Source organism: Actinotignum schaalii (genome assembly GCF_028864145.1).
In the GTDB taxonomy this organism is placed as follows: domain Bacteria; phylum Actinomycetota; class Actinomycetes; order Actinomycetales; family Actinomycetaceae; genus Actinotignum; species Actinotignum schaalii_B.
The window spans coordinates 30,995-43,359 of the sequence record NZ_JARBHJ010000008.1 but is presented as its reverse complement, the minus strand read 5'-3'; the positions used below and the strand labels follow the sequence as shown (position 1 = coordinate 43,359).

General features: G+C 57.6%; 11 protein-coding genes. 4 read left to right on the top strand and 7 right to left on the bottom strand.

Annotated elements, in window-relative coordinates; all coding sequences use genetic code 11:
- Positions 1 to 3: 3 nt before the first annotated feature.
- The 3 genes from PWJ82_RS02860 to PWJ82_RS02850 form a co-directional block, all read right to left on the bottom strand.
- Positions 4 to 1,014: a substrate-binding domain-containing protein gene (locus PWJ82_RS02860; protein WP_274735238.1), complete on the bottom strand. Its 1,011-nt coding sequence runs from the start codon at positions 1,012 to 1,014 to the stop codon at positions 4 to 6.
- Between the two features lie 19 nt (positions 1,015 to 1,033).
- Positions 1,034 to 2,128 carry an ABC transporter permease gene (locus PWJ82_RS02855; protein ID WP_274735237.1) on the bottom strand — a complete coding sequence of 365 codons (1,095 nt, stop codon included), beginning with the start codon at positions 2,126 to 2,128 and terminating at the stop codon, positions 1,034 to 1,036.
- An 88-nt stretch (positions 2,129 to 2,216) separates the two neighbouring features.
- Positions 2,217 to 3,692, bottom strand: coding sequence for a xylulokinase (locus tag PWJ82_RS02850; protein WP_274735236.1), 1,476 nt, complete (start codon positions 3,690 to 3,692; stop codon positions 2,217 to 2,219).
- 177 nt (positions 3,693 to 3,869) lie between these two features.
- Between PWJ82_RS02850 and PWJ82_RS02845 the strand changes: the two genes are divergently transcribed.
- The 4 genes from PWJ82_RS02845 (at position 3,870) to PWJ82_RS02830 (ending at position 8,006) form a co-directional block, all read left to right on the top strand.
- Positions 3,870 to 5,120 (top strand): ROK family transcriptional regulator, encoded by a 1,251-nt coding sequence (locus PWJ82_RS02845; protein ID WP_338129337.1) that lies wholly within the window; start codon positions 3,870 to 3,872, stop codon positions 5,118 to 5,120.
- 128 nt (positions 5,121 to 5,248) lie between these two features.
- Complete coding sequence (locus PWJ82_RS02840) at positions 5,249 to 6,316, top strand: aldose 1-epimerase (protein ID WP_274735234.1); 1,068 nt, start codon at positions 5,249 to 5,251, stop codon at positions 6,314 to 6,316.
- 92 nt (positions 6,317 to 6,408) lie between these two features.
- Positions 6,409 to 7,083 (top strand): DUF6318 family protein, encoded by a 675-nt coding sequence (locus PWJ82_RS02835; protein WP_342455161.1) that lies wholly within the window; start codon positions 6,409 to 6,411, stop codon positions 7,081 to 7,083.
- Between the two features lie 95 nt (positions 7,084 to 7,178).
- Positions 7,179 to 8,006 carry a hypothetical protein gene (locus PWJ82_RS02830; RefSeq protein WP_274735231.1) on the top strand — a complete coding sequence of 276 codons (828 nt, stop codon included), beginning with the start codon at positions 7,179 to 7,181 and terminating at the stop codon, positions 8,004 to 8,006.
- A 116-nt stretch (positions 8,007 to 8,122) separates the two neighbouring features.
- Here the strand turns inward: PWJ82_RS02830 and PWJ82_RS02825 are convergent, their stop codons facing one another.
- The 4 genes from PWJ82_RS02825 to PWJ82_RS02810 form a co-directional block, all read right to left on the bottom strand.
- Positions 8,123 to 10,726 (bottom strand): ATP-dependent Clp protease ATP-binding subunit, encoded by a 2,604-nt coding sequence (locus PWJ82_RS02825; protein ID WP_274735230.1) that lies wholly within the window; start codon positions 10,724 to 10,726, stop codon positions 8,123 to 8,125.
- Positions 10,727 to 10,936: 210 nt separating this feature from the next.
- Positions 10,937 to 11,404, bottom strand: a complete 468-nt coding sequence (gene dtd / locus PWJ82_RS02820; RefSeq protein WP_016442270.1) for a D-aminoacyl-tRNA deacylase — start codon at positions 11,402 to 11,404, stop codon at positions 10,937 to 10,939.
- Between the two features lie 62 nt (positions 11,405 to 11,466).
- Positions 11,467 to 11,808 carry a DUF2516 family protein gene (locus tag PWJ82_RS02815; RefSeq protein WP_126135454.1) on the bottom strand — a complete coding sequence of 114 codons (342 nt, stop codon included), beginning with the start codon at positions 11,806 to 11,808 and terminating at the stop codon, positions 11,467 to 11,469.
- 41 nt (positions 11,809 to 11,849) lie between these two features.
- Positions 11,850 to 12,188 (bottom strand): hypothetical protein, encoded by a 339-nt coding sequence (locus tag PWJ82_RS02810; RefSeq protein WP_274735227.1) that lies wholly within the window; start codon positions 12,186 to 12,188, stop codon positions 11,850 to 11,852.
- Positions 12,189 to 12,365 lie beyond the last annotated feature (177 nt).

The following is a 12,365-nucleotide window of genomic DNA, read 5'->3' as shown; positions in this document are numbered from 1 at the left end:
CTTTTACCCCAATTCTCCTTCACCAGGGGTTTGGCCCTTCTCGAACTGCTTAAGCGACTGCAATAGCTCACTCTCAACAGACTTACCTTGCTTATATTCTGCGATTTGTTGCACCAGGATGCGTCCGTACTCTTCAGGCTCTTGGGCGACACAACCAGGGTAAGCATCAGTGAGGGTTTCACCGGCGGCACAGAAACCGTAGACTTTAATGTCCTTACCAGATGCCTGGACAGCCTGCAGTGCGCCGTACGCGGCAGGCCCAGTCGACGCGAAAATTACGTTAATGTCAGGGTTACCCTGAATCATCGCGGATGTAACATTGAGTGAATCATCTGGTTTAACATTGCCGTCGACTTCCGCAACGTCCTTGGCATTCGGGTTACTCTTCATCTTTTCCCGGAAGCCTAGATCTCGCTGGACCACTGGCAATTCATCCGGTTCAGTAACGTACCCAATGTTCAGCTTCGCGTCGGCACCGAAATCGGCAAGAACTTTCTCTGCCATTTGGACGCCACCCTCGTGGTTGTTGGCTCCCACATACTGAACAACGCTCGCGCCTTGGGCGCTTAATGCATCAGGATCGACGATAATATTCACAGTGAACACCGGCACCCCGGCATCATTAGCTGCCTTCACGATTGCAGCCGCGGGTTCTGACTTCACTGGGTTAAGTGCCAGAGCACAGGGATTCTTCTGCAACATGGCCTGAGCTTGAGCAAGCTGGTTTGCATCGTCGTCATTGGCGATCTGGACCTCAACGTTGAATCCTTTAGCCTTGCCTTCTTCTTCGAATCCTCGCTTCATTGCGACGTAGTAAGGATTCTGTTGGTTAGGAAGCAACACTGCGAGGTATGGATTCTCAGCGTTACATGCTTCAGGAATCTGAATACTTGCCTTACCGGTTTCACCAGTGCCACCACTGTTTTCACCGGTTCCGGTATCGACTCCCCCGCAGGCACCCATTGTCGCAACAAGAGCTGTCGCGCCAAGAGTTGCATAGAGCTTCTTTCTCATGTTTTTCTCCTCTGTTTTCCTAGACCTCGTTGTCTCGGTCATGGGTTTGGATACTTTGCTCCCCACTGGACACTCCAGTAGGTTGTTTTTGTGAATGACTAATTTCGGAATTGGTCGTATCCGCAGATGCATGCGATGCCACCGACGTATCTTGCTGCTTCTTGCGGAACAGCTTCGAGAGAGACAGCTGCTGGCGATTAGTATCGAGAAGAACACCAACGAGAATAATTACGCCAATGACAAGCGGCTGCCAATAAGAATCCACTCCAATAACGTTCATTCCATTGGAAACTTCTGCGATCAAAATGGCACCAAGGAACGCTCCGAGAAGGGTACCGACGCCACCGAAAAGCGAAACGCCACCAACAACTGCCGAAGCGATTGAGTAGAACTGCTCAGTACCCGATCCGGCTGTCGGATAGCCGACCATAAGGCGCGATGTAACAATAATTCCGCCGAACCCTGAACAAATACCGGAGATTACGTACACCAGAATGATGATCTTTCCATTATTCACACCGGCGAGACGGGCCGTTTCTTTGTTGCCGCCAACCGCGTAAATATGGAGACCCGTTTTCGTCCGGTGCAAGAACCAAGCGAGAATAACCGCAGCAATAAGCACTAAAACCACCGGAATAGGGATGCCGAAAATACTCCCTCGGCCGAAGAATGCGAACATTGGATCAGCAACAGTTACTGACCGGGCTTGCGTCAGGATCTTCGGAATTGAAGCGGAAATCCCAAAGGTAGCAAACGTGACGATGAATGCTGGCATTTTCCCAAAATGAATAAAAACGCCGTTGAATACGCCAACGAGAGCACCAGTCACAATGGCCAGCAATGCGGCAAGCCACCAGGGGAGACCTCCCTGCATCGCCAGCGCTGCAATCATTCCAGTCAACGCGATATTTGATCCTACAGAAAGGTCAATACCACCAGTTAGGAGAACGAATGTCTGCCCCATTGCAAGGAAAAGCACGACCGTCCCATTGAGCAGGAGAACCTGCATGTTATTCATTGTTAGGAATGCTGGAGAGAGCAGCGCCATAATAGCACCCACTATCAGCACAACACCAAAGATTCCCGCCTCCTGCGGTACGCGGAATTTTTTCATTACATGCTCCTTTGCATGACTTCGCTTTTACAGATCGAGAGACCGGATGCCTAGCCAAAACTTTCCCGGATCTATTGAAGATAGACAGTCATCTGACCGTTGCAAGATATTTTTCTGCAACCTCCTCAAATCTCTCGATAATAAAAGAGTCGTGTTTCGCTTGGTACTGAGACCGGAGACGTGGAGTCCATGCCGGAGGATCGTCTCCTCCCATATAAGTCCATGCCGCCTGTCTTGCTGCGCCATCGGCTGAGTAAGCTGAATACTCAGGAACGCTCACAGGTAAACCGAGCACTGATGCAGCTATCCGGCGCATAGCTGGCGTACGCGACGCCCCACCTACCAGTGTTATACCGGTAACCTCCACACCAAGCCTTCGGAATGCGGAAAGACCTCGAGCTACACTCGCTACGATTCCTTCATATGCCGCACGCGCGAGATTTGGCGCCGTGAGGTTTCGTGACGACACTCCCAAAACCGCTCCCATTCCTTCCGGAAGCCGCGGATTTCGCTCTCCCGCGAAATATGGAATCACCACAAGGCCTTCCGCCCCAGGCGCGGCATTAAGTGCGGCACGTGAGAGTTCCTCTAGTGTCATTCCAAGTAGAAGTGCAACGTCATCGAGAACACGGCTTGCATTAAGCATCCCGACTAAAGGAAGATACCGTCCAGTCGCATCCGCAAAACCAGTAACCTGACCAGTCCTATCCTTAATCGGACTGTCCGAAACCAAGGAAGTAACACCAGAAGTTCCGATAGAAACACACACCTCACCTGGAGGCAAATCCAGCCCCAGCGCCGTGGCTGCGTTGTCAGCGCAGCCGGGACCCAAAACGATTGCCTCACCCTTAGCTTTCAGTTCTCCTACCGATTCTGCTTTTCCAACGACACGTGGCAAAACGAGTTTCTTAGATAATTCACTTCTTGCCGCCAAGTCAATTAGGTCGTTGCGGTACTCGTTCTTTTCCGCGCAGTAATAACCGGTACCCGAAGCCTCCGAGCGGTCTGTAACAAGTTCCCGAATATCCCGCTTTGTCTCTAGGCCGTCTCGGGAGCCGTCAGTACCCATAAGTTGCCACGTGAGCCAATCATGAGGCAATGCAATGGCACATAATCGTTTGAATAGCTGAGGCTCATGATCAACGAACCACCTCAGCTTCGAAACTGTCAACGACGAAACTGGCACGCTTCCGACACTGTCAGCCCACAGCTTACGCCCCTCAGAAACATCGCCTCGGCCTAATTCTCGAATCAGATCTTCGGCATCTTCTTTAGAGCGATTATCGTTCCAAAGAATCGCTTGACGCAGGACATTCCCGTCAGCGCCTAGACCAACGAAACCATGCTGTTGTCCGGCAACAGACATCGCCACTACATCATCTAATCCGCCAGCAAGTTCGACCGCTGAACTATAAGCCTCCATCCATGTCCGCGGATTGGTCTCTGTCTTAGTGCGGAAAGATGCAGTTGCGCCGCGAACCAGCTCACCCGTTTCCAGATCACGAATTACTACGTGGCAGGAACGTGTAGACAAGTCAATACCAGCGACATTGCTCTTTTTCATTGCACCTCCAACCCCAGCGTTAGATTTTGTTGCTGTTTGCAATATACCCGTCCAGTTGCATTAAATGCAACAATGCGCACGTCGACACTTCTGTGTCACGCACCACAAGCTCGGCTGATAGCATCCTCTATCATTAAGTGGTGACCACCCCTTTCGGAACATCTACGGAGACTTGCTGTGCGAAAAGCTGCTGAGACCTCTCATGGTGCTGTACGCAACCAAAATTTAGCTTCTTTAGCAAGTCGGATTATCTTCACTAATTCAGCCCCATCAAGGGCGGATCTAGCCCGCTCAACCGGATTGAATCGGTCCACTATTTCACGACTAGTTGACGAGCTTGTTAACCGAGATATCGTGCGGGAAAACGAAGTTGAAGTCTCTGGCCCTGGCAGGCCCGGGGCACCCTTAACGCCAGCCCCAAGAACATACTGCGCCCTCGGGATCAATGTTTCTGCTGAAGCGGTAGAGGCATCTCTAATAGATCTGACGGGAAACGTGCTGATTGAACGACTAATTGACATGCCCCCAGACTCAACCTCTCAAACCCTCGATGATATTGCCGCAATTCTGCGATCCGTATCAACGCAATGCAACGTTGCCGGGCTCTCACTTAAGCAAGTTGTAATCACGTTTCCTGGAATCGTAGATCCAGCCACCTCCACCGTAGTAAATTCCACCCCCCTTGGTTGGATAAACGTCGAATTATCTCGAATTGTCGAGGGAATAATTGATTGCAATATCGTCATTTCCAATTCCACAACGGCGGGAGCGAGCGCAGAAACGGTCTATCTTCATCGTAATGACGAGCAGCTTGACAATTTTCTTTACGTCAACCTCGATTCGGGCATCGGCGCCGTACATATATTGGACGGAGCACTTTCACCCGATAGCACCGGCTGGAGTGGGTCTTTAGGTCACATCTACGTTTCAGATCAAGCGCGCATTTGCACCTGCGGACAAAACGGCTGTCTTGAGGCATTTGCTACCAGATCTGCAATTATTGCAGCCAGCAACCTACCGGCTGAAACAACGATTGGAACCCTTGTTTCCTTGCTTAAGCGAAACGAAACCCCCGTTACCAAAGTGGTCAAGGAAGTAGCTACTCTAATTGGCCGGGCAGCTGCTAGCGCAATTAATCTGATCCACTCCCCTACTTTGATTTTTGGCGGGCAACTCGCCGATATTTATGATTTTTTGCTCCCTAATATCCAAAAGGAAATTAGTTCCCGCGTAATTTGGAGTGGTCAGACTCCTTTAGATATTCGGGCTACCCTCGCTCGGGGAGCACCTCTTTCCCGCGGCGCTGCCTGGTTAGCAATCGCCAACTTCTTAGGAAGGCCCGAAACCTGGAATAGGGAGCACACGGATCACGATAATCCGGTAGATGCCTCTTCACTGCCGGAAATCCAGTTAAAGATCGACACATAATCCATTTACTGAGTAAACTCCTGGCCCGCCTACCGGGCCTTGGCGGGTACCCTGGAGAACGTGGGCAGCTAAAGGAGGCGCCCGCGGCTGCGGCGTCGTCGTACCTGGGACTACGAGGAAGAAGGACCATGATCGTCACCACTGAACGCGAGTGCGCGGGCCGAACCGTTACGCTGCGCGCGGCCACCCGCGGCGCCACCCTGCTCAACTACCGCCTCGGCGATACCGAGATTATCGACGGCTACCGCGGCCCCGCTGAGCTGCGTGAGCTCAATGGTTTTCGCAGTGCCGTGCTGGTGCCGTGGTCCAATCGCATCCGCGCGGGGCGCTACCCGACCGCGCTCTATCATGGTGACGACGCCGCCGTGCGCACTCGCCTCCACGTCGAGGTTCCAGTAAGCGGCGTTCACAATGTGCCGGCGCCGCTTCCCGATACGGAACCGGGCCTGCACGGCCTGGTCACCACCCGGGAATTCGAGGTTATTCGCGCAGGCGACGGCGTTCTTGAGTTCGCCACCCGCGTGGATGCAAACGGTGTTTACCCCTTCGAGCTTGCCGTAAACATTGTTTACAGCATTGGTGCCGACGGCTCCTTGCACGTGCGTCTACGCGCCGAGAACCTCAGCGAAGTAGCGGCCCCGGTCGCTCTCGGCTGGCATCCGTATTTCCGGCTCGCCGGTCCGCTGGGGGAGGCACGCCTGAGCCTGGACTGCCGCGCGCGTATCGCCACCGATACCACGCTTATTCCGTACGACGGCGCCGGCGCTTTCGCGCCGTGCGAGCCGCTCGCGCACTCCCCCATCGACCCGGCCACGGATTGGGCCTACGCGCAGCTTGCCGATGACGCCGGACCGGATGCGGGTGCTGTCGGCGCTGGCGGAGGTGTGGACGGTAGTGCGGACGGTAGTGCGGACGGAAACGGTGGCGCCGGGACTAGCTGGAATGTGGCGCGCTTGCACACCGGTAACCGCGAGGTGGCGCTGTGGGCGCGCCTGGGTGACTGGCCCTCGAAGAATTTCCATATTTTTGCTGGCGCCGGGCTGGCGCGCGATCCCGGGCAGGCGGTAGCTATGGAGCCGTGCCAGGCGCTCCCTAATGCTTTCAACCGGGCCGAGGGCCGCGAAATGCTGCTGGAGCCGGGCGCCAGCCGAGAGCTCGAAGCGCGGGTTGTGGTGACGGAGGCGGGTACCGCGTAGCTGAGCCGACACAAGCTGTGGATGACACGCCGCTACGAGTCCTCCTGTGGATAGGCTCTGGGCGGATGCAACGCGACTGTTAACGTGGCGCCATGAACGTACTCATAACCGGGCGCCGTGCCGGAATTCTTGCCAGCCTCTGTTTCCTTCTCAGCAGCTGTGGGGCAGGGGCAGGCGCGCCTCCCCCTGGGCTCTCCCCCGGTAACTTTTCCGGAATGCCAGCAGCTAGCTCCGCCCCAGCCGCTGCGAACTCACCCTCGTCTACCATCAGTTCTGGCTCTGTCGCGCCCTCGGTTCCCCCATCCTCTCCCCCCACCTGGCCGGTCCAGATTCCAGTGCCCGCACCACCCGCTCAGATGTCCGAAGATTCCGTAGCGGGAGCCATCGCGGCCGGGCAGTATCTTTTCACCCTCCTCGATTACGCAACTATCACCGGCGATATCGCGCCCCTCTCCCCACTGGCCGGAGAACAATGCGATTGGTGCCAACACCAGATCGCGAAACGTGAAGAAACTGATTTCCGGCCCCGGCAAGCCACCGTTTTTAGTTTTAGCGATGCGCGGGGGCGCTGGAATGATCCCATAGCCGCTTATACCGTGCAGTTCTCCGTTTCCCATCCACCCAATCCAGTGATGAACCGCAAAGGCGCCGAAAAAACAGATCGTGCCGAAGAATTCTTTGTGACCATGCGGATTTTCCGCTCCGGTAGTAACTGGATCGTCGATGCGGTGGGGATGAACGATGACATTTTGGATGGAGGCGTGTGATGAGGCCATACACCAACCCCAGGTTCAGACCGCGCTGGTTCCTGCGCGCCTTCATCGTAGGCGTGGTCGCAGTGATATGCCTTGGCTCGTGCACGGTGAGCGCTCCTGCCCTCGCCCGCGAATATGCGGATGGTGAGGAACGCATTTACACCGCCCGCACCGATGCCGGCGGAGTGACCGTGGAAGGTCAGGTGAGTTACACCAGGCGTTCGCCCGGCGAGGCAGCCGGAGTGTCATCAAGCTCAGGTGCCCTTGCCAGCGGGAGCGCCGGACTCTCCAGCGGGCCTTATGGACTGCCGTGGTCACGCAGTGCACTAGTAGCCGCGGTGCGTGATGCGTCTCTACCGGGCCATGTGCGCGGCGCGGCAGGAATTCTCAGTTGGATACTGGGTAATGGCACTCCGCCGGCCGGCACTCAAACGGGAGCGCCTCCCACCCCCGCGCAGCTGGAAAGGCTTATCCATACGGAAAGTATCCGGATCGCGGTAGCGAGCGCTGAGGCGCGGATGGAACCGGCGCGCGGCTGGGTGGCGATCAACTACCCTGTTCGCCTGCATTATTCCGCTCCGGCTCAACGGCATCCGGTTGTAGTGCTCGGCGCGGAGGTTGTTATTGACCTGATTCCCGTGCGGGCAACTTGGGAGGTGCCCGGCGCGGAAAGCACGGCCGCAAGAAACTCCGGAAACGCCACGCCCAGCGGCTCGCTCCTCGCTCACTCAGCACAGCTCATCCCGGCCCGTCAGCCCTGTACAGAAGTCATCTACCGCCAGGCCAATAAGGAGGTGAAAGCCACGCTCGTCATGGAGTGGGAGGTGCACTACACCGTTGCCGGGCAGCGCCGCACGGTATCGGAGTTGCTCACTACCCGCTCCGAAACAGCCCCGGTGATAACGCGAGAGCTCGAAGCGCACCTGATCGGTTAGCTTCGAGCTCTCGGTATCAGCTATTCCTTGCTCGCGGCCCTAGCCGGTGCCTGAGCGTGGCCGCCCCTAATGTGGGTGGGGCTTTAGCTCGCGGCCCCGCTTGGGACGCAGCAATCCTAGTTCGCTGCGGCCAGGCCACCTCCGGAAGTCGGCGCGCCGGCACCGGCTACCGACCCGCCGCTGGGGCGAGTATTCACCCCGGAAGCCAGGCCTTCCATTTGCGCCGGTTCTTCGGCTTCGATCACACCATCCGGTAGCGGCTGGTCGGGCGACTGGCCGGTGAAGGTGAAGGACATCGGAATATTTTCCTTATCCACATCCACCACGATGATGTCCCCCTTGGCGAATTCGCCATAGAGCAGCTTCTCGGAGAGCACATCTTCCACGTCACGCTGGATGGCGCGGCGCAGCGGGCGTGCCCCGAGCACCGGATCGTAACCACGATCCGCCAAGAGTTCCTTCGCATCCTTCGTCAGGGCGATCGACAGGTTCTGATCCCGCAGGCGCTTATCCAGCTTGCCGATCATCAGATCCACAATCTGGAGGATTTCCGGGCGGCCCAGCTGCGGGAAGACGATAATATCATCCACGCGGTTGAGGAATTCGGGCCGGAAATTGTTCTTGAGTTCTTCCGCAACCTTCGTCTTCATGCGCTCGTAGGAAGACGTGGTATCGGCATCGAACTGGAAACCAGTTTGCACACCCTTCGCGATATCCTTCGTACCCAGATTGGTAGTCATGATGATGATGGTGTTCTTAAAGTCCACCACCCGACCTTGCGAGTCCGTGAGCCGCCCTTCTTCCAAGATTTGGAGAAGAGAATTGAAGAGATCCGCGTGGGCCTTTTCAATTTCGTCGAACAGCACCACGGAGAAGGGCTTGCGCCGCACTTTCTCAGTGAGCTGGCCTCCTTCTTCATAACCCACATATCCCGGAGGCGCACCAAAGAGCCGCGAAACGGTGTGCTTCTCCGAATATTCGGACATGTCCAAAGTGATCAGCGCGGATTCATCCCCGAAAAGGAATTCCGCGAGCGCCTTAGCGAGCTCGGTTTTCCCCACACCGGTAGGCCCGGCGAAAATGAAAGAGCCACCGGGGCGGTTCGGGTCCTTGAGTCCCGCGCGGGTACGGCGAATTGCCTGGGAAAGCGCGGTCACGGCTTCATGCTGGCCGATAACCCGCTTATGCAGCTCGTCTTCCATACGCAGCAACTTCGCGGACTCCGCTTCGGTGAGCTTGAAGACCGGGATACCGGTAGACATGGAGAGCACCTCGGTGATGAGATCTTCATCCACCACCGAGACGACATCCATATCCCCGTCCTTCCAAGCCTGCTCACGGGCATCGCGTTCTTCACCGAGCTTCTGCTCTTCATCACGCAGGCCAGCGGCCTTCTCAAAGTCCTGGGCGTCAATAGCCGCTTCCTTAGCGCGGCGCGTGGAGGCGATTTTATCGTCCAGCTCGCGCAGCTCCGGCGGCGCGGTCATCTTACGGATGGCCAGGCGCGCCCCCGCTTCGTCGATGAGGTCAATGGCCTTATCGGGAAGGAAGCGGTCGTTAATATACCGATCCGCCAGGGTGGCGGCCGCCTCCAGGGCGTCGTCGGTAATAGTCACGCGGTGGTAGGACTCGTACCGGTCCCGCAAACCACGCAAAATATCAATGGTTTGTTCCACGGTGGGTTGTTCCACCTGGATGGGCTGGAAGCGGCGCTCAAGCGCGGCATCCTTTTCAATGTACTTACGGTATTCATCGAGGGTGGTTGCCCCGATGACCTGGAGTTCCCCGCGGGCCAGCATCGGCTTGAGCAGCGAGGCGGCATCCAGGGCACCTTCCGCGGCACCCGCACCCACCAGGGTATGGATTTCGTCAATGAAAAGAATAATATCCCCGCGGGTATTAACTTCCTTGAGGATCTTCTTCATGCGTTCCTCGAAGTCGCCGCGGTAGCGCGAACCAGCCACGAGGGAACCCATATCCAGGGAATACAGCTGCTTATCCTTGAGGGTTTCCGGCACATTACCCGCGGCGATGGACTGGGCCAGGCCCTCGACCACCGCGGTTTTACCCACGCCGGGTTCCCCGATCAGCACCGGGTTATTCTTGGTGCGCCGGGAAAGCACCTGCATAACCCGCTCGGTTTCGGTATGCCGGCCGATCACGGGATCAAGCTTGTGATCGCGCGCGGCGGCCGTGAGGTTACGCCCGTACTGATCCAGAATCGTGGAGCCGGCCTTGGTGCCTTCACGCGGGCCCCCACCCACCCCAACGGCTTCCTTACCTTGGAAACCGGAGATGAGCTGGCTGACCTGGTTCCGCACGGTGGGCATATCCGCACCGAGCTTGATGAGGACCTGCGCGGCAACACCATCCGCTTCGCGGGTGAGACCGAGGAGGAGATGTTCGGTTCCGATATAGGAGTGGCCCATCTGCAGCCCCTCACGCATCGCGAACTCAATGACCTTCTTGGCGCGCGGCGTGAAGGGAATATGACCCGAGGGTGGTTCCTGGCCTTCGCCGATAATATCGATGACCTGCGTCCGGACGGACTCAAGCGTCACCCCCAGGGCTTCCAAGGCCTTTGCGGCCACCCCTTCGCCCTCGCGAATGAGGCCGAGCAAGATATGTTCGGTCCCCAGGTAGTTGTGCTTGAGGTTCCGTGCCTCTTCCTGCGCGAGCACGATGACTCGCCGGGCGCGGTCAGTGAACCTTTCGAACATAACTCTCCTTGCACTTGCAATCTTCTAAAAGAGTAACGGCCCGCGGCCCGGGAGCCGTCCCCTGTTCGCCAGTGGCATGAGTGTGTGGCTCACATTTTGCTGAGGGAAAAAGCCGAATTAGCGCGGAAATCGCTGTTCTTGATGAGATTTCTGAGCTTATTTCACTATCCCTAGGCCCTTAGACCTAGGAATATGGGGCGCCGCGGCGAGTTAGGCGCTGGCCGGTTCCACCTCAACCAGGAGCGTAAAGGGGCCGTCATTAACGAGCTCCACATCCATCATGGCCCCGAATTGCCCGGTGGCTACCTCCAGCCCGTAGGTCTCACGCAATTCGCGCACCACCGCCTCATAGAGCGGATCGGCAATTTCCCCGGGCGCGGCCTTGGACCACGAAGGCTTGCGACCCTTACGCACATCCGCGTACAGAGTGAATTGCGAAACGAGCAGCACAGGAGCCTGCGCTTCTTCCGCGCTGCGCCGACTATTCGGCTCATCGGTTCCATCCGCGGCGCGCAGTACTTTCAGCTGCGCGATTTTCCGCGCGATTTTCTCCACTTCCGGGGCGCCATCCCCGTGCGTTACGCCCAGGAGCACGCACAGTCCCGTGCCGATCTGCGAAATCACACTGCCGTCCACCGTGACGGATGCGCGCGTGACGCGCTGAATAACTGCTCGCATTCTTCCTCCTTCGTGGTGCGTGTAGTACGACGACGCAGCTAAGGGCCTGCGCTTACCCCGCTTTACCAGGACCCTTTCCCGCGCCCGCGCGAACTGCGGCGCGGCCCCATCCGCTGTTCTTCGGGACCCAGATAGTAGAGCGCGCCGTAAGCCGCCCCGAGCATGAGGAACGGCTGGAAAGGTAGGCGAATGGGTGTAAAAAGCACGATCCCCGTGACGAGAGCGCAGCCCAGCAGCACCCCGCTCCAGAACTTTTTATCCTTGCGGGCATAGCGAAAATCCGCATCCGGGCGGCGCAGGCAAGCCACCAGCGCCCACACCATAAACGCGAGAATCGCCAGCTGGATCACAAAAAATATCCCGTTGCAGATATCTGTGACGAGCCGCAAGGTTGTTAGGTTCATGGTTCTCCGTCCTCGTGGTGAGCGTGGTGCTCGCCCTCATTCTAGTCACGGCCTACGACACTTTTTTCGCCGCTTTCACGAATGGTCACCACAACGGGAGCGCGAGTAGGCAGAGGAATAGGTTCGACGCCGCAGCGGAATTCCCCTACCCGCACCGCGCCCAGCGCCGCTGGCTCCCTGATCAGCGCGAGGGCAAGCGGACCTTCTTCCCAATGCCGCACCGCCGACAGCACCAGGCCCACAGCCACCCCCTCGGGCTGATTCGTTTCCGTTTCGACCGCCGCAATCCCGCTCGCCCCACCCGCACTCACCGCATCGGACCGCTCCGCGAGTACCGGCGTGCCAGCCTCGGGTAAGTCGGCCGCGTCCGGGCCTTCCAAATATAAGCAGGCCAGGCTCCGGCCTGCACCGCCGAGCTGGCGGGTGCTCCCTTCTCCGGATCCGCGAGCGCTTACTTCCCGGGATGCGCAGCTGCCCGCTATCCCAGGTCCGTATATCTCAGTCGGGCCCGCCCCGGCGCGCGGGGGGGGGGGGGGGGGGGGGGGGCAGCCAACCCC